This window comes from Paludibacter propionicigenes WB4 (assembly GCF_000183135.1).
GTDB classification, from domain to species: Bacteria; Bacteroidota; Bacteroidia; order Bacteroidales; family Paludibacteraceae; genus Paludibacter; species Paludibacter propionicigenes.
The window spans coordinates 1628713-1651291 of record NC_014734.1; the positions used below are offsets into that span (position 1 = coordinate 1628713).

General features: G+C 41.0%; 24 protein-coding genes and 1 tRNA gene. 8 read left to right on the forward strand and 17 right to left on the reverse strand.

Going from position 1 to position 22579, the window contains the following annotated elements; genetic code table 11:
- Positions 1-43 precede the first annotated feature (43 nt).
- From ung to PALPR_RS06770, 3 genes are all read left to right on the forward strand, one after another.
- Positions 44-706: a uracil-DNA glycosylase gene (gene ung / locus PALPR_RS06760; RefSeq protein WP_013444867.1), complete on the forward strand. Its 663-nt coding sequence runs from the start codon at positions 44-46 to the stop codon at positions 704-706.
- Positions 707-877: 171 nt separating this feature from the next.
- Positions 878-1672 (forward strand): threonine/serine exporter family protein, encoded by a 795-nt coding sequence (locus PALPR_RS06765; RefSeq protein WP_013444868.1) that lies wholly within the window; start codon positions 878-880, stop codon positions 1670-1672.
- 4 nt (positions 1673-1676) lie between these two features.
- Positions 1677-2189, forward strand: a complete 513-nt coding sequence (locus PALPR_RS06770) for a threonine/serine exporter family protein (RefSeq protein WP_013444869.1) — start codon at positions 1677-1679, stop codon at positions 2187-2189.
- Between the two features lie 385 nt (positions 2190-2574).
- Here the strand turns inward: PALPR_RS06770 and PALPR_RS06775 are convergent, their stop codons facing one another.
- The 15 genes from PALPR_RS06775 to ribD all read right to left on the reverse strand — a co-directional run bounded on the left by PALPR_RS06775 (position 2575) and on the right by ribD (position 16894).
- Complete coding sequence (locus PALPR_RS06775) at positions 2575-4185, reverse strand: sigma 54-interacting transcriptional regulator (RefSeq protein ID WP_013444870.1); 1611 nt, start codon at positions 4183-4185, stop codon at positions 2575-2577.
- A gap of 121 nt (positions 4186-4306) precedes the next feature.
- Entirely contained in the window at positions 4307-5443 is a 1137-nt protein-coding gene (locus PALPR_RS06780) for an ABC transporter substrate-binding protein (RefSeq protein WP_013444871.1), read from the reverse strand.
- Positions 5444-5978: 535 nt separating this feature from the next.
- Positions 5979-6728: a Fe-only nitrogenase accessory AnfO family protein gene (locus PALPR_RS06785; protein ID WP_013444872.1), complete on the reverse strand. Its 750-nt coding sequence runs from the start codon at positions 6726-6728 to the stop codon at positions 5979-5981.
- Positions 6729-6824: 96 nt separating this feature from the next.
- Positions 6825-7514: a Fe-only nitrogenase accessory AnfO family protein gene (locus PALPR_RS06790; protein WP_013444873.1), complete on the reverse strand. Its 690-nt coding sequence runs from the start codon at positions 7512-7514 to the stop codon at positions 6825-6827.
- Positions 7515-7626: 112 nt separating this feature from the next.
- Positions 7627-8097: a pyridoxamine 5'-phosphate oxidase family protein gene (locus tag PALPR_RS06795; protein ID WP_013444874.1), complete on the reverse strand. Its 471-nt coding sequence runs from the start codon at positions 8095-8097 to the stop codon at positions 7627-7629.
- 38 nt (positions 8098-8135) lie between these two features.
- Positions 8136-8624, reverse strand: a complete 489-nt coding sequence (locus PALPR_RS06800; protein WP_013444875.1) for a hypothetical protein — start codon at positions 8622-8624, stop codon at positions 8136-8138.
- Between the two features lie 74 nt (positions 8625-8698).
- On the reverse strand, positions 8699-10090 hold the full coding sequence (gene anfK / locus PALPR_RS06805; RefSeq protein WP_013444876.1) for a Fe-only nitrogenase subunit beta: 1392 nt from the start codon (positions 10088-10090) through the stop codon (positions 8699-8701).
- Positions 10091-10222: 132 nt separating this feature from the next.
- Positions 10223-10579: a Fe-only nitrogenase subunit delta gene (gene anfG / locus PALPR_RS06810; protein WP_013444877.1), complete on the reverse strand. Its 357-nt coding sequence runs from the start codon at positions 10577-10579 to the stop codon at positions 10223-10225.
- Positions 10580-10597: 18 nt separating this feature from the next.
- Positions 10598-12220, reverse strand: coding sequence for a nitrogenase iron-iron protein, alpha chain (anfD, locus tag PALPR_RS06815; protein ID WP_013444878.1), 1623 nt, complete (start codon positions 12218-12220; stop codon positions 10598-10600).
- Between the two features lie 25 nt (positions 12221-12245).
- Positions 12246-12617: a P-II family nitrogen regulator gene (locus PALPR_RS06820; protein ID WP_013444879.1), complete on the reverse strand. Its 372-nt coding sequence runs from the start codon at positions 12615-12617 to the stop codon at positions 12246-12248.
- A gap of 12 nt (positions 12618-12629) precedes the next feature.
- Entirely contained in the window at positions 12630-12947 is a 318-nt protein-coding gene (locus PALPR_RS06825) for a P-II family nitrogen regulator (RefSeq protein ID WP_013444880.1), read from the reverse strand.
- Positions 12948-12992: 45 nt separating this feature from the next.
- A complete protein-coding gene (nifH, locus tag PALPR_RS06830) occupies positions 12993-13817 on the reverse strand; it encodes a nitrogenase iron protein (RefSeq protein WP_013444881.1) in 825 nt (274 codons plus the stop codon).
- A gap of 366 nt (positions 13818-14183) precedes the next feature.
- A tRNA-Pro gene (locus PALPR_RS06835) sits at positions 14184-14259 on the reverse strand.
- A gap of 100 nt (positions 14260-14359) precedes the next feature.
- Complete coding sequence (gene cls / locus PALPR_RS06840) at positions 14360-15787, reverse strand: cardiolipin synthase (protein ID WP_013444882.1); 1428 nt, start codon at positions 15785-15787, stop codon at positions 14360-14362.
- A gap of 24 nt (positions 15788-15811) precedes the next feature.
- Positions 15812-16894: a bifunctional diaminohydroxyphosphoribosylaminopyrimidine deaminase/5-amino-6-(5-phosphoribosylamino)uracil reductase RibD gene (gene ribD, locus PALPR_RS06845; RefSeq protein ID WP_013444883.1), complete on the reverse strand. Its 1083-nt coding sequence runs from the start codon at positions 16892-16894 to the stop codon at positions 15812-15814.
- A 60-nt stretch (positions 16895-16954) separates the two neighbouring features.
- Between ribD and prmC the strand changes: the two genes are divergently transcribed.
- From prmC to trhA, 5 genes are all read left to right on the forward strand, one after another.
- Positions 16955-17803: a peptide chain release factor N(5)-glutamine methyltransferase gene (gene prmC / locus PALPR_RS06850; RefSeq protein ID WP_013444884.1), complete on the forward strand. Its 849-nt coding sequence runs from the start codon at positions 16955-16957 to the stop codon at positions 17801-17803.
- 41 nt (positions 17804-17844) lie between these two features.
- Complete coding sequence (locus PALPR_RS06855) at positions 17845-18780, forward strand: DMT family transporter (protein WP_013444885.1); 936 nt, start codon at positions 17845-17847, stop codon at positions 18778-18780.
- Positions 18781-18851: 71 nt separating this feature from the next.
- Positions 18852-19319 (forward strand): energy transducer TonB, encoded by a 468-nt coding sequence (locus tag PALPR_RS06860; RefSeq protein WP_013444886.1) that lies wholly within the window; start codon positions 18852-18854, stop codon positions 19317-19319.
- A gap of 190 nt (positions 19320-19509) precedes the next feature.
- Positions 19510-19986 (forward strand): regulatory protein RecX, encoded by a 477-nt coding sequence (locus PALPR_RS06865; protein ID WP_013444887.1) that lies wholly within the window; start codon positions 19510-19512, stop codon positions 19984-19986.
- An 85-nt stretch (positions 19987-20071) separates the two neighbouring features.
- Entirely contained in the window at positions 20072-20764 is a 693-nt protein-coding gene (gene trhA / locus PALPR_RS06870) for a PAQR family membrane homeostasis protein TrhA (protein WP_013444888.1), read from the forward strand.
- A gap of 129 nt (positions 20765-20893) precedes the next feature.
- On the opposite strand, the gene mnmA is transcribed toward trhA, so the two are convergent.
- Together mnmA and PALPR_RS06880 are read right to left on the reverse strand one after the other, a co-directional pair.
- On the reverse strand, positions 20894-21934 hold the full coding sequence (gene mnmA / locus PALPR_RS06875) for a tRNA 2-thiouridine(34) synthase MnmA (protein ID WP_013444889.1): 1041 nt from the start codon (positions 21932-21934) through the stop codon (positions 20894-20896).
- Between the two features lie 76 nt (positions 21935-22010).
- On the reverse strand, positions 22011-22364 hold the full coding sequence (locus PALPR_RS06880) for a DUF3127 domain-containing protein (protein ID WP_013444890.1): 354 nt from the start codon (positions 22362-22364) through the stop codon (positions 22011-22013).
- Between the last annotated feature and the right edge of the window lie 215 nt (positions 22365-22579).

The window sequence follows — 22579 nt, forward strand, 5'->3', positions numbered from 1 at the left end:
CGTAGCTCATCACTGTTTACTATTCACTGCTAACTGAAATCTTATGGACGTAAAAATTGAACAGTCGTGGAATCAAGCGCTCCAGTCGGAATTTGACAAGGAATATTTTGCAAAGCTCACTGAATTTGTCCGCAATGAATATAAATCGAGGTTGACTTTTCCACCAGCCGGGCTTATTTTCAATGCCTTTGATCAGTGTCCTTTCGACGACGTCAAAGTGGTTATTATCGGTCAGGATCCGTATCACGGCGATGGGCAGGCGCATGGTTTATGCTTCTCTGTAAACGATGGCGTAGCTTTTCCTCCATCACTACTCAACATATTCAAGGAGATAGAGCGCGATCTGGGAAAACCGACACCCGCAAGTGGAAATCTTACCCGTTGGGCACAACAGGGTGTACTGCTTCTCAACGCTACCCTGACCGTTCAAGCGCACATGGCCGGTTCGCACCAGAATCGTGGTTGGGAAACATTTACCGATGCTGTTATCCACACACTTGCCAACAAAAAAGATCATCTGGTATTTATGCTTTGGGGATCGTATGCTCAGAAAAAAGGTGCTTTTATTGATACTAACCGACATCTGGTGCTAAAATCCGTACACCCTTCTCCCCTGTCTGCCTATCGCGGGTTTATTGGGAACAATCATTTTTCACTCACCAATCAGTATTTGCAAAAAAATGGTTTGCCGGAGATCAACTGGTAAATAGAGGCTGTTTCAAATAGTTACAAGTAAAATAATTCCGAATCACAAGACTGTTTATTTGAATTTTGCTTTCGAAAACAAATCACTCAATATTTATTGCTTACTTATATCCTTACAAATCACTAATTTTGTAGCGTCAATAAAACAGTACACACAAACAAGGAGAAAATAATGGAGAATGCAACCAAATCCCCCAAAAATATAAAAGCCACCGAAGTTGCCGAATTTATCCTTGATGCAGGCGTTTTTCTGATGGCCTCCGGAGCCCATTCGGGAAGGGTGTGGCGCAATTGCAGGCGCATTGCAGAGCATTGGGGCTATCGTATGAATTTTAATCCTACATTTACCGGCATACTGGTAAGCGTGTGGAACGATAAAGACAGAGAAAATGCAGTCACCCGCTACAAAACAGCACCACCAAACAGCGTTCATTTAGAGACGCTGACAGAAATCAGTCATCTTTCGTGGAAGATAGCTGACGGCGAAATTGAATACGCAGACGCAAGCCGTGAACTGGAAGCAATTAAACATAAAGCGCATTATCCTTTCTGGTTGATAGCACTCGCTGTGGGCATATCGTGCGGATGCCTTTGCACATTGGCAGGCGGAAGTCCGGTGGATGCAGCATTGGCTTTTTGCGGAGCTTCGGTGGGTTCAGTGGCGCGGTATTTTATCCTAAAAAAGCAATTCAATCAGTTTTTGTCAATCATTATAGCTTCGGCTATTACCACTCTCATTGCCGGTGCCGATACCATCTTTGGTCTGGGGAGGGCTCCTGAAATGACGTTGGCTACCTCTGTATTGTATCTTATCCCGGGCGTCCCGCTTATCAACAGTGTGATCGACCTGCTGGAAGGTTATTTTTCAGCATCCATCGCCCGCTCACTTTTTGCCGCATCCATAATATCGTGCATTGCAGTGGGAATGACCCTAAGTATTATGTTGTTGGGAATAAATAATTTTTAAAATCATGGAACTGATATCAACTATATTCATCGATTTTGCACTGGCCTTTTGTGTGGCTTTTTGTTGGGGTATCTTATTCGGAACACCGTGGAAAGCATTACTGGCTACCGGCCTGCTGGGTGGCTTCGGACATGGCATCCGCTTTATCCTGTTACAATCCAATATGGGTTTGGTTGCCGCCACGCTTATTGCATCGGTGTCAATCGGATTGCTGGGAATTTATGTGGCTCACAAAGTACACAATCCTCCGGTGGTTATTACCATGCCGGCCTGTATCACTATGATTCCCGGCTTGTATGCCTATCGTTCCATGCTGGCCGGCATTAAGCTTAGCGACCAGGCAATATTAGACAAGAATCCGAATATCATTCCTACCATAGCTCATAACGCTGTGCTTACTTTTTCGTTGTTGTTTACGCTGGCTGTGGGTATTTCCATCAGTGCATTGCTGTTCCGCAACAAGAGCGTGAAAGAAATACGCTTCGACAAAAGCCGGACACGGTTGAAAGAAAAATAACGTGAAGTCAATAAAAAAACGACTTTCCTCCAACAGTAAGGAATGTCGTGCAACTCTGACTTCACACTGGGTTGTACCCAATCCTTACGAAAATACTCATTAAATGCACAGAAAGCTTGCGATCCCAGCAACCCAGTTCCATTCATTACTCATCTAATAAATATCTCCGCAAAGACAGATAAAGATAATAAACCCGCAATTAGCTTTTAGCGTAAAGGCATTACGGGAAGCATTACAGGCATAATCTCAATTTCAGGTGAAGTGTTTAGGTACTTTTTGCACAACAACCAGTAAATCAACGGCCAAAACTATTAATGTACACTACAACATTATCGAACTTTTATTTCATATAATTCCGCAATAATAAAAATAGACCAGCAACAAATTAGTCTTTGAATTTTCTATAATCAATTCTAAACTTGTCTAGACGCAACCCCAAAATTCTTCGGGTTAATCCTAAATCATCTGCTGCTGCCGATACATTTCCTCTGTGATTTTCCAGTGCTTCTACAATCATTTCGTATTCTACAACCTCAAGTTTTGCAACTAATCCCTTTTTAAATTCTGTACTGATCTGCATTGCAGATTGAAGTGACAGAGGAAGATCGTAGGCATGAATAACATTATCATCGGACATAATAACAGCCCTTTCAATAACATTTTCTAATTCGCGAACATTACCCGGCCAGGAATAGGAAAGTAGTATTTCTTGTACCGTCGTTGAAATACGTTTTATTTCTTTATCAAACTTCTTGACAAAATGTGATACAAAATACTCGGCAAGAATTATAATGTCGCTGCTTCGTTCGCGCAGTGGCGGAATGAGTATTGGGAAAACATTCAAACGATAATACAAATCTTCTCTGAACGTTCCTTCTTTTACCATTTTAAACAAATCTCTGTTGGTGGCTGCGATAACCCGAATGTCTACTTTAATTGTGCTATTGCCACCTACCCGCTCGAAAGAGCGCTCTTGTAAAATTCTGAGCAGTTTTGCCTGCATGGGTAAAGACAGTTCACCGACTTCATCCATAAATATTGTACCTCCATTGGCATCTTCAAATCGACCTTTTCGTGTCTTATCTGCGCCGGTAAAAGATCCCTTTTCGTGTCCGAAAAGCTCACTCTCAACCACACTCTCGGGCAAAGCTGCACAATTAAACTTTATAAATGGAGCACTGGCCTCGGGACTATTGTAATGTATAGCACTGGCCACCAACTCCTTTCCCACTCCACTCTCGCCCAGAAGCAGCACAGTAGATTTAGTTTTCGATATTTTGTTGATCAATGAATATACTTCATGCATCGGCTTTGAATTACCGATGATGTTTGATGGATGGAATTTTTCTTTAAGTGCATCTTTAAGGCGCTCATTTTCTAATTTCAGAAAGGTACTTTCTTCATTATCAATGAGGTATAATTCTACTGCCTGAGCAATCATAGTTGCAATTATTCCCAGAATTTCTACATCATATCTTAGTAATTCCGGTTTATCGCATATTCTTTCCACACTGATAGCACCAAGAACTTTCTTGCCCAGTTTAATAGGAATACAAACAAAAGAAAGCTCTGCATCGGCAGGTGTCCTAAGACTTTTCGTCCTGTTCAGGAAATCGGGCTCATCGCCTATGCGGGGCACCACAACCACCTCACCTGTTTCTACGACTTTACCTGTTATGCCTTCACCAATAGAGTAAACTCCTCTAATTTCTTCCTTTTCCGTTAGCCCAATGCTATCATGGATAAATATCTTGCCTGTCTTGCTATCGAACAGGTTTACCATACCTCTTACTACACCCATATCTTCTTTCATTATTTTCAACAAAAGAGATAAGGTGTCTTTTAAGTTCTCATTCTCAATTACGATCTCACTCATGTGAAATAACGGAGTAAGCATTTCACCACGGCACTTAATTATATTGTCTAATTCTCTACCATGGCAATAATGGATAATTTGTTGTTCTCCTACTGATATTCTGATCTTTTGAGTGTTCATTCTTATATCCCCTTCTTTGCTATTTGTTTTGAATCAATTATTACATCACAGGTAGCCCTGCAGTATGCATGTAAATTGGCTTTAAAATATTAGATATAGGGTTATAGCAGTCACAAATTATTTAAAGTCGCCTTCGGATATCTTCTTTCATGGCATGCATGTCACAATTTCGAATGAAGTCCCATCCTATCCAGTTCAGTTTTGATCCGGGGAAGTTGTTTTTTACTTTTGGATTGGTAGATACCAGACCATATTCCTCCATCATTTTTCCAACTTCTTCTCCCATGAGGAAACGGATCATTTCTTTATACTTATCATAAGCTCCTTTTCTTATCAATACCTGGATAGGCAATAAAATAGCACCGTCTACAGGCCAAATCAAATCGTAGTCTGTAGTATTCTGTATTCTTTTGGCATAGGAATAAGGCATTACATATACTGCTGCATTAATTTTATTTCCAGAATTAATGGTTGACAGCATTTCTTCGGGGTGAATCCGTAATAAGGTATTTTTCGACAGCTGGTCAACAGCTTCGTATCCGTATTCCTTTACATAATGAGCAAAAACTGTATTGCAATGGAAATCTATGTCTCCGCAAAAAACAATGCTATTCTTCAAAGCGGGGTTAAGCAGCTCATACCATTCCCGCGGTGGCTGGATGGTTTCGTATTTTGCTTTATTCACTACCATAACCATGGCTTCAGCACCGATAAAACCGAATATACGGGAAGCATAATTGATATTTGTACCGGAAAATATTGAGTGTGAGGCTTGATTGAAAGTCTCAAAATTCCTGTCGTTCAATAATCTACTGGTTCTGTGGTATATGCTGTTGACATCTGTTGTTATCAGAATTTCAGGAAACTGATTGGCCGACGACAGGGTTTCAATTTTATTATAAAAAACATTTTCGAGGTAAGTGCTTCCGGAAAAAAACACTGAGCCATGACCCTCTTCGGCATACTGGGGAAATTGCTCTGCAAATAATGATTTGAATGCAGCTTGAATGCTCACAGGCAGAATAGATACAAAGAATATTTTAGCTTTGTGCTTTTTCAACTGAGGCATATCATAACGTATGGTTTCCAGATTTATCTCCTTATTGGACATAATCGGAAATGCAGAGTTACTGTTTAGTAAATCTTTAGTCAGACTTGTTTCTACGTTGCCCGGCTTCTGCGCTAAATCTCCAAATGGAATAGCCTCAATTATCTCATCCTTTACGGAGGATATTTCGTACTTCTTTTGTTTCTTCATAACTCAAACCTTTTCAAAAAAAACACCTATAATAAAAGCAATCTTACGTTATACATAAAAAAGAATATCGCTATTGATAAAAAAAAGACAATTTGCTATATAATAGCTAATTGTTATTTTAAAATTCGTTCAATTTACATGCCAGCTAAAATCAAAACATAATTATCTATGAATGTGTAAAATACAAAAAAGCCACTTAATTTATTCATACATTTAGGAAGAATAGCCCTCAATATACCTACATAAAAGTAAAGAAATACAGTTCGGATTTGGTATAAAAACACGGCTTGGATTAAATTCCATCGCTTTTGTCTGAATCCCGTGCCAAATAGACACAATAAGGGAATGTTCTTTTGAAACATCCCCTATAAAGCCACTTCGACTGGTGTCATGTGTCTGTCGTCCAAGACTGGTGTCATGCGTCGAGGCTGACTTGTGTGATTTTGAACATAATACCGTGCAATCTAAGATTTGACTAAAAGCTATGGCGTGATTTACTTTTACGAATTTGTAGAATTATTTATCCATTGACAGTTTATTTATTTTCAATAGGTTGCGGCGCACATACCCCGACGCTATTACAACCGAATGAGGAACAAGAGTCATCCAAACTGTTTATAAATGTTGTATCGGCAGATTTCCGAATCTCCAAACCTGTGTTGAAATCTATGGGAATCAACGTGAGGCAAAGAATACCATCACCCATTTCGTCGACTATCGATGAGAGTTGAAAAAGTTCCATAGATTGCTCAAGCCATTTAGGACTTTGCCTGCAAATAATGATCAGCTCCCGAAAATTAACGCTTTGTAAAAACGGAATAAGCACGCTTTTCGAACTGAGCGAAGCATCACAGTCTATCAAAGTGGCTAAGTCCAGTTCATAAACTGCATCTTCTTCTTTACCAACAAGCGTAGGTGCTGCAACTATCCGGTTCTGCTCCTGCTCCGCTATTGCTTTTCCAACTTCCTGCTTAATATGATTCAGTAAACTTTCATCAAGAAATAATCCTTTAACCTTCCAAACACCTATATGAAAATCAGACAAATACGAATTGGCAATGCCCTGAACATTTTCGACAACCAGCAAATCACACCCATCAAATTCTGAAATGAGCATCCTTATATTTCGGAGCACCTCATTCATACTCGGCTCTGAACCAAAAACCATCGGAACCTGACGAATACACTTCCAGTAACCGCTTTCATCGGAGTATACTTCTACAACACCTGTTGAGAAAAAAGGCAATACACGTCCGAATTTATCAACAAAAATCGCTATTTTCATAAACTTACATATTCACTCCCAAGCATTTAAAGGAGATATTGAATAATCGTAAAATCGTCTCATTTGATGTCACTTCCGGGAAGAAACATCAGAAATTTAGCAACCACCCGATGAACAACCACCTCCCATTCCGGGAATATGCACGCATTGTCTAAAGCTTATATCTTCACCCCAAACAGCTGGTTTTACAGTAGCTATAAAAAGCTCTGATTCAATTTTTTCTAATTCTGATACTAATTGAAAAGCTTCAATAACTTTATTGAACCATTTAGGAAGATGGGTGCATTTTATTCGAAGTTTCCGGAAACTGGTTTCTTTCATAAACGGAATTAAAATATCCATCGAATTGAGTCCCGAACTTTCTTCTAATATTGCTGCTAAGTCAATCTCATATTCGGCATCCTGCTCACGCCCAATCAAGATAGGACGCACAGTCACGACTTCAGGTTTTACAAGAGCTTTTGTCAATTCCTTTTGAACGAAATCAAGCAATTCAGGCAAAAATAGCCCACTAAATTTCCATATACCGATTCCTTTTTCCTGCAATAAAGCCGTTGGAAGCCCTTTTATATTTTCGACAATGAGCAAGTTACAATCTTCAAATTCAGAAGTCAGCATATTTATCTTTAGTTGTACATCTGCTAAATCTCGTTGAAATGTCATATCAAACGGAATCTGATTTATACATTCCCATTTTGATGCATCATCGGAATAGATCTCCACTATTCCTGAACTATAGAAAGGAAGTATCTGATTGTAATCGTTTATAAATACTGCTATTTTCATTGGAATTGGTTCGTTGGTTCATTGGTTCATTGGTTCATTAGTTAATGAATTATCAACTATTAGCTGTAAACTCCTCACTGCCGACTAATAACTACAACCTTGTAACTCGTAACTATTTAAAGTATTTCCCTGTTGTTACTGCTGGAGTTATTTCTATTACTCCGGTTGCTTTAAGCATTGCAGGCGGATAGGATTTACCGGTATGCTGCGGGGTAAATTTCTTTACCACTTCATCCAACACCTGTATTTTTAGTGCATCATCGTCTACGAGTTTTGCTATACCTAAAATGATAACACTCTGATAATCGGTATTCGTATCGCACGGAAGTTCCGGATCGTGTATTAATCCATTCATTTTGAATACTTCAAAACCAATTTTAGGATTAGCTTTCAAATAATCGATTTTTTGTCCTACACACAAACCATGAATATATATTTTACCTTCTATTACCACGTAATGTACGGGGGTGATATACGGAAAACCTTCAAGTGAAACCGTTCCTAAATTCCCAACTGATTGGCTTACAAGTAAAGCACTTATTTCCTCTTCCGACAGAGGATGTTCTTTCATTCGTCCTTGCATAATATTGTCTTGTTTATAAATATCAAAAAATTAGATTTCTAGACGGCAAGTTCTTGCTGCATTAATGCTTTCAGTGAAGCTATGCGTTGCTGACTAAATAGTTTCTGAACCTCCACACACAGAACCAGCACATTCTCCATATCAGTCTCATCCGGGTTGGGATGCCGATATTCGTCGATAGAACAGATTCCGAAAATCCAGTCCATGGCTTTAATACGTCTATTGAGATCTTTGGGCACTTCCATAAAGTTTTCAACCGATCGCATTAGTGTTATATAGTTATGATTTCGAGGATCTTCACCATATAAATCGCAAAGAGCCACCAGGTAACGCTCAAGCGCTACAGATGCGATATTAAAAACCAGACTGGGACGTTGTCCGCTGTTTTTGAACTGAAGTGCACGGCTATAATAAGCTTCTCCGTCAAAATAGTTGATAAAGAATGCTTCTTCGTCAATCATTACCGAATCCAACTCAATCATAATTTCTTTCTCCTGATTAATAGCTCCGAATACCGATACTTTCAAACAGTTACCGGTATCTGGATTGATGGATAAATAAAAAGTAATTTAAGTCTCCCTACGGGAAATTCGAGGAGTTTTCACCACACATTCAACACCCACTCTTTGTTGTGTTTGTATTCCATGTCGGTAAAAATGTGGTTTGCCATTTCTTCGGCTAACCAAATAGCACCTTCGTATCCTACCACCGGATGACGGAAACCTCCTGCGCGGTCGTAAACCGGATAGCCCACACGCACCATTGGGATATTGTAATCGATAGGTATAAATCGTCCTTTGGAATGACCCAAAATCAAATCCAATTTCAAACCTTTGTTTTTGATACGATCTTCCAGTTCCCAAAAATCGGCATTGGTTATCACTTCCATCTCGAAGGCTAAATTATCAAGCATATTTACAATCCGTTGATCGGTTTTGTAACCACCGTTATCGTCGCCCAAAAGCAATAAAACAGGTTCCATTTCCAGATCAATGCAGTATTCGGCCAATCCGATCACCAAATCAGGATTTCCGTAAATAGCCACTTTTTTCCCGGCTAAAAACATATGAGACACATCGGCAATGGCATCTAGTGCAATTCCACGCTTGCGAACCAACGATTCAGGAATAGCTTTGCCTGTCATTTTCTTTACATTAGCCAGAAATGTGTCTGTATTGCGAATACCTATCGGAGTAGGCCCAATGATAGCCGGAACATCAAACTCATTTTCGAGATATTGTGCTGCTTTGGCACCTTCATATTTATTCAGCGCTATCGTTCCAATGGCGTTGGCCGTGCTTTGCAAATCAGCAATGGTTGTTTCGCCATGCGACACGTGGTTGCCATCAGGCATAATAGGCGAATCGAAAGTTTCGATTTCGAACAAAACGGTAGCATCCACCTTCATTTCAGCCAGTAAAGCTTTTAGCTCAGTCACATCGGCAGGGTTTACCCAGCCTGTGATGAGGTTGATTTTACCATTCTTTTCGGCTTCTTTTTTTGCAAAATGTTCTACAAAAGCTTTCACAGCCACATCGTAGCCGCTTATCTGACTGCCCACAAAACTAGGAGTGTGGATAGGAATAAGATGCACTTCACGATCAGGGTATTTGGTTTTCAAAAGACCGGCTTCCAGTTTTGAAACAACACCGTCCACATCATCTCCGATTACCTCGGTAGAGCAGGTGGTGATAATAGGAATAACTTTCAATTCGGGATAACGCATCAACAATACGTCCACCCCTTGTTCTACGCGGTGTAGCGCACCGAATACAGCTGCATCTTCGTGAACAGAAGATGAGGCTAACTCAAAACTTTCCTTAAAATGTTGCGACATGGTAAGACGCACAAACATTACACAGCCCTGACCTCCGTGGACGAGACCGATACAATCTTTTACACCTATACTTACATACTGAGCACCGGCCGGTTGGCAAGTGAAAATCGGATTAATGGTTCCGACTCTATCTTTTACTTTTATACTGCAACTCATAATTTTACTTTTCCTTTAGTTAGTCGTTTCGGAAAGCAAAACCGGAGGAGTTATTGACAGAGCTGTAGTGTTAACTAAAACAACTTTTTTGACTCCAATCCGTTTTTTTGCTTTCGACAAACAAATTAATTATTAATACTGTTCCTTTGTAAGCTCCTGATTCAAAGAAGCGTGAACCATAGTATGATCCATTCGTTCTTTTAGTAAGTCAAGAATCTGTGCAATATCTTCATTCGAAGTTTCAGCCACCCAGGGGAAATATTTAGTAAATGCTAATTGCAAAGACTTTGCTTCACTCCAGTAATACCTGTCAGCTGTTGTGTCGTCGTCTTTGGCATTTTCTCCACGAAGTAATTGCTTTGTTTTGGTCAGAATTCGTTCATTTTGAATTAACCTGTCCCAACCGCGTGAATTATATTGCCATAAACAGTGTTTGGTAATATACCATTCTAATTGAGCCATTTTTTCTTCGGCAAGATTTTTATTCATACTCTGTTTTTTTACTATTTATTCAACATCAACTACAGCATTCTTTTTCAGCTTTTCTACCGGAACGGTTCTCCATTCGCCTGTAACAGGATCGGGGAAAGTATACGGATTATCATCCAGTTTTTTTCGCAATCGAGGAATGGGATCGTAGTCGCCGGTGTACTCTCTGAGTTCTGTTGAGTTTTTTATTTCATCGCTCAGATGAACGTCCGACAAAGTTTGTCTGGTTGCAAAACCGCGGTCTGTTGGAATCTCATCTTTGCTTATATCTAAATGTACCAGACTATGAGCAGGCGAGTAAACGCAGTTGTAAATATCCTTAGCCAAACGAACCCAACCTTCAAAGCCTTTGTAAGGACCATTGTGATAACCATGAACATTCAGGTATGGAACCCGTATTTTCTTAGCTACTTCACCAGGGCGTTTACCCGTCATAATCAGGTCCGGTTCCAGCTCGTACATAGCTTCTACACTTTCCAGCTCATTCGGGTCATCGATGGCCAGTGTACCCGGCTCACAACGCGAAACGCCTTTTTCCATATCACCCTGATGACCAAATTTAGTGTAAACGGATACCACGTTGATGCCCATTTCGGTTTTCAACATATGCGCCCAATGCCAAAGTTTCGATCCACCAGGCCATAAACACATTTTTACACCTTGCAAGCGAGCTGCGTACCAGTCCAGCTCCGGTTTCCAGCGGGCATATTCTTCGGCAATAATTTGTTCGGCTTTATCTTCAATACCAAAGAAATAACCAATCTTACGCAACGAATCGGCTGTGGCTTCAAATCCAAAACCATCGATATCCATGCGTGGAATTCCATAACGTACGCGCAATTCGTCGCAAATATATTCTGCCGAACGGGCACATTCCAATACGTTTAGCTGCGCTTTATGCAAACAGCGCAGGTCATCAAACCGACCATTGCCGGTGAAAGTGGCCAAAATCTGTATGCCCATGCGATAGAAATAATCGCGCATAATTTCCTGATCACCCTGAATGTTATACTCCCCAATATAGTTTATTACATATTTGCTCCAAATTTCTGGTTCGGCTGTACCCACCATTTGGTTCAACCAGGCCAGGTTGATTTTATGGTGACCACCCGACTGGCTCGGACCGGCAAAACCCGGAGAATTGCACACAAATACTTTCTTTCCCGGCATTTCTTCCATTATTTCCTCGGCAATGGCATTGATATCATCTCCGATAAGCGCTGATGCACAGGTTTGATACAGGGTCATACTGTTGATATTAGGGAAGGCCTTAAAAGCTTCAGCAATGTTTTTCTTCAGCATTTTTTCGGCTCCAAACACAACGTGTGCCTCTTTCATATCCGAAGCGAAAGTGTATTTCAGCTGAAAATTGCCGTCGTCGCTGATGTAACGTTTTGTCTGCCAGGTGTCGTATGTACAACCCACCGGACCGTGACTCAGGTGAATCACATCCTTCATAGGTGTTCCTATCACGTGCTTTGCACCACAGTAGGCACAACCTCTTTCCGATATTGTCCCCGGAATAGTGTTCAGATATCCCAACGGCAATGCGTCGGTTAGATCTTCGCCAGCCCCCTTGTCGACCGCGTGATGCAGGCGCTCGGGGAGACACTCGCTGACTTTAAATTGATGATATGGCATGATAATAATTTTTAATGATTACTGACTACAAAGCGGTATCTCCACTTTCTTTTGTTCTGATTCTCATCGCATTGTCGGTTGGGCAAACAAAAATTTTTCCATCACCTATAAATCCTGTTTTGTTTACTTTCACCAGAGCATCAACAATGAGATTAACCTCTTCGTCTTTTGCAACAATCACGAGCATTCGTTTAGGTACGAATTTCATTCCTGTTATGTTTCCTTTAACTATTGCATCTTTGCTGATATCTATGCCTGCAAGTACCGGATTTAATCCTCTTTGATTTCCTCGTCCCAATACAGGAATTGCTGTTACAGAAGATACATTGAGTTCATCCAGAATTTTCTTGGTAGCATTCATTTTGCTGGAGCGTATGAAGGCAATTATTTCTTTCATATCGTTTCGATTTTAGAGTTCTTTCGATCCGGTTCTCACTGTCAGACTACTATCTACAGGAGAGATGAAAATTTTTCCATCACCCTCGCTTCCTGTGTAGGCTTTATATTGAATAACTTTCAGCACTTCGTCTACCGATTTATCTTCAGCCACGATGATAATAAGCATCTTTGGTAATTCGTCGTAGTGAGTGTTTCCAACCGTTAATCCTTTTTGTTTACCTCTACCGAAAACAGGCATCTTTGTAAGTGAATAAAAACCTGCTTCTGCTAAACCTTCCGTCACGTTGTCCGCCATTTCCGGGCGAACAATTGCTCTAATCATTTTCATATTGTTATGTTTTTATGAATTTAAAACAAGATTGATTTATTGAAATTATTCGGCAATACCATATTTCACTACCATGGCTTCAAGCTCCGGCATTGTAAGGGGTTTAGGTACTACAAAATTATCGTTGGCTATAATTTTTCTGGCCAATTCACTGTACTCATGAGCCTGATTACATTTTTCATCATACTCAATAACAGTTTTCTTGTTAAACTCTGCTTTTTGAACAATATTATCACGTGGTACAAAGTGTATCATTTGAGTGCCTATGGCCGTTGCAAATTCTTCAATAAACTCACGTTCTTTGTCTACTTTACGACTGTTACAAACGAGTCCGCCCAAGCGTACACCACTTTGCTTAGCATATTTCACCAACCCCTTGCAAATATTGTTGGCAGCATACACGGCCATCATTTCGCCGGAAACCACAATGTATACTTCCTGAGCTTTACCATCGCGAATAGGCATGGCAAAACCACCGCAAACAACGTCACCTAAAACATCGTAGAAAACGTAGTTTAGTTCAGGAGTATAAGCTCCCTGAGCTTCCATCAAATCGATAGCAGTTATTACACCACGTCCGGCGCATCCTACACCCGGCTCCGGTCCACCTGACTCGGTACACTTAATTCCGCCAAATCCTGAACTTACAACTTTGTCGACAGTTACTAACTCTGCACCATCGTCGCGCAGTGTATCCATAATAGTTTTCTGATTCATACCGCCCAAAATCATACGGGTCGAGTCGGCTTTTGGATCGCAGCCGTGAATAAATACTTTTTGATCATGAAAGTAAGCCATTGCGGCCGCTGTGTTCTGTTGGGTGGTAGACTTTCCGATTCCACCTTTTCCATAAAAAGCAATCTTTTTCATCTTCTTTATATTTTAAATGAATAACTAATGTTTCCGTTTTCTGTAACTTGACAGCCCTTTTTCATTAATCATGCCATTAACACAATGAAAGCTATAAAGCGATATTGCTTTCATAATGTAATTAATTGAAGATTAAATCACTATGACAACTATAATTCAATGAAAAAATATGGAAATATGATATTTTAAGTAGGCATTGATTCCATGTCGTTATCTTTTAATGAACATAACGGTACAGGTTTTTCGTTCACATGTTCATTCTTGTACAGTTTGGAGAGAGGAAATACAATAAATCAAAACCTATTGCTAAGAGGGATGAAAAAAAGCAGCTTACACAAATGTGCAAACTGCTTTGATACAATTTAGTCGGGATGACAAGATTCGAACTTGCGACCACTCGCCCCCCAGACGAGTACTCTAAACCGGGCTGAGCTACATCCCGCTCATTTTTTGGAGGTGCAAAAGTAACTAAAAAAATCTTTTTTCGAAAGTATTCGTTTCGTTTTTTTATCCTCGAAAGCAGAACAATGAAAAAAACGAGCTTACATCAACGGACTAAAAAGCCGTGCAAATGATTCTTTCAGTTTTTGGCGTCTCCGTCGATTTGTCCACGCATCGAGTGTGAGCTCTTCACAGTTTTCTATATCTTTCAGAAACAGATCTCTCAGTTTAATGGCAGTAACCGGATCATAAATAAATGCATTCGCTTCAAAATTCTGAGCAAAACTCCGCTCATCCATATTGGTCGAACCCACAATGGAAATAAAATCATCAATCACCATGGCTTTGCTGTGCAAAAATCCATTTTTATAACGATACACTTTAACACCGGCTTCGAGAGCCTTTCCAAGATAGCTGCTCGTACTGGCATCCGAGAATCCGGAATCAGATTTAACCGGAATCATCAGGCGAACATCAATCCCTGTCAGAGCGGCGATTTGCATACAACTGGCTATAATATCTGTAGGCATAAAATAAGGTGAGTGAATGTAAATGTACTTGGTAGCCGACGAAAAAGCCGAAGCAATTCCCTGGAGGATAGCCGACCAATCGGAATCCGGACCACTGTTTACTATTTGAACGAGGTTTGCATCAAACTCTTTTGGTTGAGGAAAATACTGAGAACCTTCCACCAATTTCTGATCTACAAAATACCAGTCGACCATAAATAACAACTGTAGTCCGTGCACTGCCGATCCCTCCAATCGTATAAACGTATCGCGCCAGTTGCCCAACTTATTTCCGTAAATATACCTGTCGGCGATGTTCAGGCCTCCTGTAAAACCAATTTCACCATCCACAACGATAAGTTTTCTGTGATTCCGATAATTGATCTTATTTATACGCGAAATCTGCCAACGGAAAGGCAAAAACGGGCGTACATAAACTCCCGCCTTACGCAATGATTTCAGGTATTCTTTTGTTAGTTTGAAGCTTCCCCAATAGTCATATATCATCCTCACACGAACTCCTTCATTTGCTTTCTGAATAAGCAGTTCGCGCATCTGATTCGAAATTCTGTCATCATCAAAGATAAAGAACTCTATGTGAACATGATCTTTTGCATTTCGAATAGCTTCAAAAATAGAAGCAAAAGTACTTTCACCATCCGCAAACACATCGATTTTATTAAAAGCATAACCGGCTGCTTCACTGTTTCTATACAGCAGTTTTATTATGTTCAGATGATTTTCATCCAGCAAAGTTCTGTCAAGCTTAGTGATATCGAAAGAAGCAACAGGTCTATCGGTAACCCGCCGAATACTTTTTTGCGAGATAATTTTTGATTTTCGATAATCCTGCCCCAGTAACAAATAAAAGAACATACCTATAACCGGCAAAAACAATAATATAAACATCCAGGATAAGGACTTGGCTGGGTCACGATTTTCCAGTAGCAATACTGTAATAGTACCAATTATAGTGTACAGATACAGCACTATAATAATTACGGTCAATAGGTGAGTCATATATTAGTTGTAAAAACTGATGATTTATTTCTTATAAAACAGCCAATCGTGCCCTTCTATATTTTGATATGTTACTGGTTGAAGTTGTAAAAACGGAGCAGCCACACCTTCGTTTATACGTACGGGAGCTATTTCGATATTCGCTTCGTCCCAGCAGCCGGCATCAATAAAACTATTCAGAATGGTAGGCCCGCCCTCCACCAAAACCGAATGAATGTTTCTTTTGTACAACTCAGTCAGTATTGTTTCTACAGAGTTCGAATCAAAATTTATCTTCACAAATTCAATCCGGGGTCTGTTCTCTACATCTTTCTCTGTGAATACTATTGTTTGTAAACTTCCATCCAGCAGGTTAAAGTTATCGGGTATGCGTCGTTGCCGGTCAATAGCAATACGCACAGGCGATCTCCCAGACCAGTTTCGTACGGTTAGCGACGGATTATCCAACAACACCGTGTTGGCTCCCACCAGAATAGATTGATTCTCGGCTCGCATTTTATGCGTCAGCTGTCGGGTAATATTGTTCGAAATCTGCAACGGTGGTTCCGACACATCAGTGCGCACTCTGTCCATAAATCCATCGCGGGTTTGCGCCCATTTAAGCAAGACATACGGACGCCTCTGCTCCTGAAAAATAAAAAAGCGTTTATTCAGCTCCCGACATTCTTCTTCAAGCACGCCTACAATTACTTCTACTCCTGCATTGCGCAACTTCGCTACTCCTTTGCCCGCCACTTTGGGGTTGGGATCCAGCGTACCAATAACCACACGCGGTATACCACTCGACACAATTAAATCGGCGCAAGGCGGAGTTTTGCCGTAGTGCGAACAGGGTTCCAGGCTTACGTACAAGGTCGATTGACCGAGCAATTCAACCTCTTTCACCGAGTTGATGGCATTCGGTTCGGCATGTGCTTCGCCGTAGCGATGGTGATATCCTTCTCCGATAATTTTATCGTTGCACACCAACACAGCCCCCACCATAGGATTAGGTGCCACGTATCCCACGCCCAGCTCAGCCAGTTGCAGACAGCGATGCATATAGAGCTCCCGAACCTCCAAAGAGAGAGTACCGGATAATGTAGTATGTATATTTAAGTCTTCCATAAAAAACAAATTATTGAATCCCCCTTTCGGAGGTTAGGTGGCTTTTTGTATCTTTGCACTATGCAAACAGCCATCAATCACATTCTGTCTGAGCTCAAAGGGCTTTATCCCGATACTGAAATTAAAAGTTTCAGTTATTTGATAATCGAAAAACTCACAGGCTTTTCACGCACAGAAATAATCGTTAACAAAAATACACTTTTTTCTGATGAACAACATCATGTGATTGAAACTTTTATCGAAAAATTAAAAAAAAATGTTCCCATCCAATATATTTTGGGCGAAACGGAGTTTTTCGGACTGACATTTAACGTAAACGAGTCGGTACTTATTCCCCGCCCCGAAACTGAAGAACTGGTGGAATGGATTCGGTCCGAAAATAATCGCAGCGCTGATTTGAATATCCTCGACATTGGTACCGGAAGCGGTTGCATTGCCATCAGCCTGAAACACGAATTTCCGAACGCTTCGGTTCATGCTTTCGATATCTCTGAGCAGGCGCTAAATACTGCCCGTAGCAATGTAGAACGCAATAAATTGGATGTCACTTTCAGCCGGACAAATATATTGAATGCTCCAAAGACGGAACAACGTTGGGATATTATTGTCAGCAATCCGCCCTACGTCACCGAGCAGGAAAAGAGCTCAATATTGCCAAATGTACTGGAACACGAGCCTCATCTGGCACTGTTTGTTCCTGATAACGATCCGCTGCTTTTCTACCGCAGTATAGCCCTTTTTGCCAAACACCATTTAAAACCACAGGGGAAACTTTATTTTGAAATAAACCGCTCATTCGGTGTGGAAACCGTGGAATTACTGACCGACTTGGGATTTTGCAACGTAGAATTGCGAAAAGATATTTCGGGAAACGATAGAATGGTCAGAGCGGTAACCCCTAACCCCTAAAGGGGAACTAGATTAGTGTTGATTTATTAAACCCATTTGAAATGATGAATATTAAAAACAATATATCAGACGAAACTAACTCAGTTCCCCTTCAGGGGTTAGGGGTTAGTCCTCCTTCAAAGAATGCAGGGAGCATTATTCATTACCTGTTGTTATTGTTTGGCGTATTCTGTATCGCGTGGTCGGCTATTTTGGTAAAGCTGGCAGACATAAGCGGATTTGGTTCGGCATTCTACCGTATGTTTTTCGGCACTATAGGCATTATCCCCGTGTGGTTCTACTTCAAAAAGCCCATTACCGACCGCAAAGGAGTGAAAATTGCCATCATCTGCGGGATACTTTTTGCCTGCGACATTGCACTCTGGAATACTTCCATTATGCTTTCCAAAGCTACGATTTCTACCCTGTTGGCCAATTTGGCACCGGTGTGGGTGGGCATAGGCGCACTGCTTTTTATGAAAGAAAAACCTACACGTATCTTTTGGGTGGGCACTGCCATATCTCTTGTGGGTGTAACAATCATTATAGGCCTGAATCAGATACTGGAAGCCAATCTGAATGTTGGCAGCATACTGGCTATCATAGCCAGCATGTTTTACGGAGCCTATTTACTCACCGTCCGCAAAGGCAGAATCAACCTGGATACATTCTCCTTTACCGCCATTTCTACGGTAGCCAGCACGCTGGTTTTGGGTCTTATTTGCCTCTTCACTTCCACTCCACTCTGGGGCTTTAGCACCAAAACCTGGCTAACGTTGGGCACACTCGGAATCGTACCGCAACTGCTGGGCTGGCTAGCCATCAATCAGGCATTGGGACATATCCGCCCCACGGTGGCATCGGTTAGCTTACTGAGCCAGACGGTATTTACCGCTATTTTCTCCGTTTTTATTCTTGGGGAGGTGCTCACCGTTCACGAAATTGGCGGAGCGCTGGTGGTACTCGCCGGAATTTATTTGGTGAATAGGAGAAAATAAAAAAATACTTTTTTTAGCTTATATAATTGACAAATTATTATATTTGTGCCATCAATTTAATACGTTGAATTATGAAAAGAATACTGTTTTTAGTGTTGATTGGTTTATTGGCAAGTTCATGCTTTATTCAGGCGCAAGAAAAAGAAATAAATGTCAATCCGATTGATAGCAGCAATTACGTTTTAGATCCGGGGGGTATTGGTGGCGACTCGCTAATTATTGATTTTATAGAACAAATGCCACAATTTCCAGGAGGAGAAAAAGAGTTATTCAAATTCATTAATAAAAACCTTAAATATCCAATTACAGGCCCAGATGTATTCGGGAAAGTAATGTGTAGGTTTATTGTCAACAGTGATGGCTCAGTTTCAAATCCAGAAGTAATTCGCAGTCTTGACCCTGCCTGTGACAAAGAAGCTGTAAGAGTTATAAAACTACTCCCAAAATTTATCCCAGGAAAACAAAATGGTGTAAATGTTAGCGTTTGGTATATATTGCCCATTACCTTTAAACTAAATCCAGATGTCCAGAAAAATTGAATTCCACACATTCCATCTTCTATTCCGTTTGTTTGCCTATCTTGCAGAAGCGCTGCATCCGAACAATGTTTTAGCTCGTTGACAATAGAAGACCCCATAATAAATGCGCTGGCAATAAAACCGCTTTAGAAAGAAAATAACTACATTTGTAACCTGTACTATTGCCGTCAGCTTTTTAAATTATAATGTTATGAAAAAAGAATATACGCTGGAGGAGTTGCTACACAAAGCAGCGTCCTATTGTTCCATCTCCGAGCATTGCATATCGGAAGTAGAGGATAAACTAAACGCCTGGTGCATTGAGTGCGACGACAAAGTCAAAATCATCAATCGACTGATCGATGAGGATTTTATCAACGAAAAACGTTATTGTGCGTACTTCGTGAAAGATAAGTTCCGTTTCAACAAATGGGGAAAAGTCAAAATATCGTATGCGCTAAAACAAAAAGGACTAAGCGACGAGCTGATAAACAGTGCCCTGCAAACCATTGACGAGGGCGAATACGATGAAATGCTGGCAGCCTTGCTCAAAACCAAACTTACAGGACTGAAATACGAATTCGAATACGAAAAGCAGGGTAAACTCTTTCGCTTTGCCCAAAGTCGCGGTTTCGAGAGCAATGTAATTAATCGCGTCATGCGAAACATACCCCAAATCTCCAAATAATTGGCAGTTACAAGTAAATAGTTACGAGTTACAAGGAAGCCTTTATACATTTTGCTTCCGGAAAAAAGATCATTAAAAAGAACTAATGAAAAGAACTAATCAGCATTCTTCAGGAAGTGGGAGTCACAACCTGTCAAGATATTCAGTCAAAGAAGAAAGAGCCAACACATACACGCACGCTGCAGGAATTATTTTTTCTGTCATTGCAGGCTTCTTTTTAATGCAGAAAGCCACAGCATCGGGCAATACATGGGCTATTGTGAGCGACATTGTGTTTGTCATTTCGATGATAACCATGTATTCGTCCTCCACTTTTTATCATGCCGAAAAAAGCGAACAGAATAAAATTCGTCGCCGTAAATTCGACCACGCAGCCATTTATGTTCAGATAGCCGGGAGTTACACACCGTTCACGTTAGTGGTTCTGAGAGAAAACGGTGCCTGGGGCTGGTCGTTGTTTGGTGTTATCTGGACAGCCGCAGTATTGGGTGTTATTCTGAGTTTTATAAACTTAAAAAAAGGCAGCAAGCTCGAAACCATTTGCTACGTAGCTATGGGCTGGGTGGTGGTCGTTGCGTTCAAACCATTAATCGACTCACTTACTGCAACAGATTCAATGAATGTTTTTTGGTGGTTAGTTGGCGGAGGGATATTCTATACCGTAGGTGCTGTGCTCTATCAGTTTAAAAATATACCGTATATGCACGCCATTTGGCATCTGTTTGTACTCGGCGGAAGCATTTGTCACTTTATCGGGATATACAACATTAAGATATAGCAGTAAGGGGTAAGAGGTAAGAGGTAAGTAGTAAGCGATATTTACTTCGTGATATTAGCTCCCTTCGGTCTCGATATTAAATGCTTAATAACTGTTCACTGATTGCTGTTCACTGATAACTGTTCACTGTCAACTGATAAACCCTCCTCCCAATATTCTCCCATCCCGATAAAACACAGCCGTCTGTCCGGGAGCAATGGATTCAAGCGGTTCCGAGAGTTCCACACGGGCAGTTCTGTTTTCCAAAAAAACAACGCGACTCAACGTATTTTGCTTCCGGTAGCGAATACGGCAAAGCACATCAAATTCAGAGCTAAAAAGTGATTTATCAACCACATTCACATCCCGGATTAGAAACTCCGTTTTATACATGCTTCTCAATGGAGCCAGCACCACGTCATTCGTTTCAGGGCGAATTTCCTTGACAAACACTTTTCGGTTCAGATGGATTAAACCCCTCCTCTGCCCGACCGTGTAGAGCGGGAAGCCGTCGTGAGTACCCAATACATTTCCCTCTTCGTCCATAAAATTGCCCGGATAAATGTACTTATCCGGTTCTGCCAGTTGCTTTTTCAGAAACGGACGATAATCGCCGGAGCAAAAGCACGCGCCGAGGCTATCCTTCTTTTCCGACACCTTTTTATAACCGCGCACAGCCGCCATAGCCCTGACATCGGTTTTATGAAATTGACCCAATGGAAAAACGATGCGCGAAAGTTGCGCTTGCGTCAGTCCCCAAAGAAAAAACGACTGATCTTTCTCCGGATCTTTTCCCTCGGTAACGAAATAATGATTGTCTTCCTGAATGATATTTACGTAATGCCCCATTGCTACTTTGTCGCAACCGAGGCGGTCGGCTTCTTCCAAAATCAGTTTCCATTTCAGTTCGTTATTGCATTTCACACACGGAAAAGGAGTACGTCCACTCAGGTATTCGTCCATAAAATACTGCACCACATTCGCCCGAAAAACCTCGCGCGCATCGTATGTCACGTGCTGTATTCCAAGCTGACCTGCCAGTTTCACTGCATCCTGCAAATGAAAATTTTCTCCTTCTTCCCAGAAGCGAAATGTTATACCAATGACTTCGTAGCCTTGCTCCAATAAAAGAATGGCAGCAACCGAACTGTCGGTGCCGCCACTCATACCTAGTAATATTCGTTGTTTCATTCTTCCGAATTATAGCCGCCAGACACCAGTCTTCGGTCTTAAGACTTAAGACGGGAGACTTTGGACAGGAGACTTTTTAAAATGGCAAATCACTTCCTTCGCCGGCTCCCGGAGCTACATCGAAAGATGAAACCGGTGCAGCAGAAGCCATCGGAGCTGCAGTAACAGCACCTTTCTCAATTTTCCAGGCACGCACTGTGGTGTACCAACGACCGTTATACTCGCGGCTTTCAACGTCGAAGCTAACGTTTACCTGATCGTCGATAGCCAACGGGAATTGATCTATTTTATCGTTGAAGAGATTAAAACACACTTTTTTCGGGTATTGATCTCCTGTTTCCAATACATAATCCTGCGAACGCCAAGTTCCGTTTTTTCCTTGTCCTGTTGCTAATGGCAACACAGCAATAATTTTTCCTGAAATATCCATTCTTCTAGTTCTTTATTAAATTGATTTTAGATGGACAAAGATAATGAAGAAAAAATGAAGCACAAGGGGGAAGACACAATTTGTGTCAATCTGCCTCAAGATAATACCTTCCACCCACAGCATTAATGAATTCCATGTTTTGGCAGACTTTCACTACAGTTTACACCTACGTCAACTCCATTGAACATAAACCGAAAGATAGCTGTTATATAAAG

Coding starts and splice junctions, on each gene's coding strand:
- PALPR_RS06775 (WP_013444870.1), bottom strand. CDS start 4,185: ATGAACACTCAAAAGATCAGAATATCAGTAGGAGAACAACAAATTATC.
- prmC (WP_013444884.1), top strand. CDS start 16,955: ATGCAAACAGCCATCAATCACATTCTGTCTGAGCTCAAAGGGCTTTAT.
- PALPR_RS06765 (WP_013444868.1), top strand. CDS start 878: ATGGAGAATGCAACCAAATCCCCCAAAAATATAAAAGCCACCGAAGTT.
- ribD (WP_013444883.1), bottom strand. CDS start 16,894: ATGGAAGACTTAAATATACATACTACATTATCCGGTACTCTCTCTTTG.
- PALPR_RS06820 (WP_013444879.1), bottom strand. CDS start 12,617: ATGAAAGAAATAATTGCCTTCATACGCTCCAGCAAAATGAATGCTACC.
- anfK (WP_013444876.1), bottom strand. CDS start 10,090: ATGAGTTGCAGTATAAAAGTAAAAGATAGAGTCGGAACCATTAATCCG.
- PALPR_RS06770 (WP_013444869.1), top strand. CDS start 1,677: ATGGAACTGATATCAACTATATTCATCGATTTTGCACTGGCCTTTTGT.
- PALPR_RS06855 (WP_013444885.1), top strand. CDS start 17,845: ATGATGAATATTAAAAACAATATATCAGACGAAACTAACTCAGTTCCC.
- nifH (WP_013444881.1), bottom strand. CDS start 13,817: ATGAAAAAGATTGCTTTTTATGGAAAAGGTGGAATCGGAAAGTCTACC.
- PALPR_RS06860 (WP_013444886.1), top strand. CDS start 18,852: ATGAAAAGAATACTGTTTTTAGTGTTGATTGGTTTATTGGCAAGTTCA.
- anfG (WP_013444877.1), bottom strand. CDS start 10,579: ATGAATAAAAATCTTGCCGAAGAAAAAATGGCTCAATTAGAATGGTAT.
- cls (WP_013444882.1), bottom strand. CDS start 15,787: ATGACTCACCTATTGACCGTAATTATTATAGTGCTGTATCTGTACACT.
- PALPR_RS06880 (WP_013444890.1), bottom strand. CDS start 22,364: ATGGATATTTCAGGAAAAATTATTGCTGTGTTGCCATTAGCAACAGGA.
- PALPR_RS06780 (WP_013444871.1), bottom strand. CDS start 5,443: ATGAAGAAACAAAAGAAGTACGAAATATCCTCCGTAAAGGATGAGATA.
- ung (WP_013444867.1), top strand. CDS start 44: ATGGACGTAAAAATTGAACAGTCGTGGAATCAAGCGCTCCAGTCGGAA.
- trhA (WP_013444888.1), top strand. CDS start 20,072: ATGAAAAGAACTAATCAGCATTCTTCAGGAAGTGGGAGTCACAACCTG.
- mnmA (WP_013444889.1), bottom strand. CDS start 21,934: ATGAAACAACGAATATTACTAGGTATGAGTGGCGGCACCGACAGTTCG.
- PALPR_RS06790 (WP_013444873.1), bottom strand. CDS start 7,514: ATGAAAATAGCAGTATTTATAAACGATTACAATCAGATACTTCCTTTC.
- PALPR_RS06795 (WP_013444874.1), bottom strand. CDS start 8,097: ATGCAAGGACGAATGAAAGAACATCCTCTGTCGGAAGAGGAAATAAGT.
- PALPR_RS06785 (WP_013444872.1), bottom strand. CDS start 6,728: ATGAAAATAGCGATTTTTGTTGATAAATTCGGACGTGTATTGCCTTTT.
- anfD (WP_013444878.1), bottom strand. CDS start 12,220: ATGCCATATCATCAATTTAAAGTCAGCGAGTGTCTCCCCGAGCGCCTG.
- PALPR_RS06865 (WP_013444887.1), top strand. CDS start 19,510: ATGAAAAAAGAATATACGCTGGAGGAGTTGCTACACAAAGCAGCGTCC.
- PALPR_RS06825 (WP_013444880.1), bottom strand. CDS start 12,947: ATGAAAATGATTAGAGCAATTGTTCGCCCGGAAATGGCGGACAACGTG.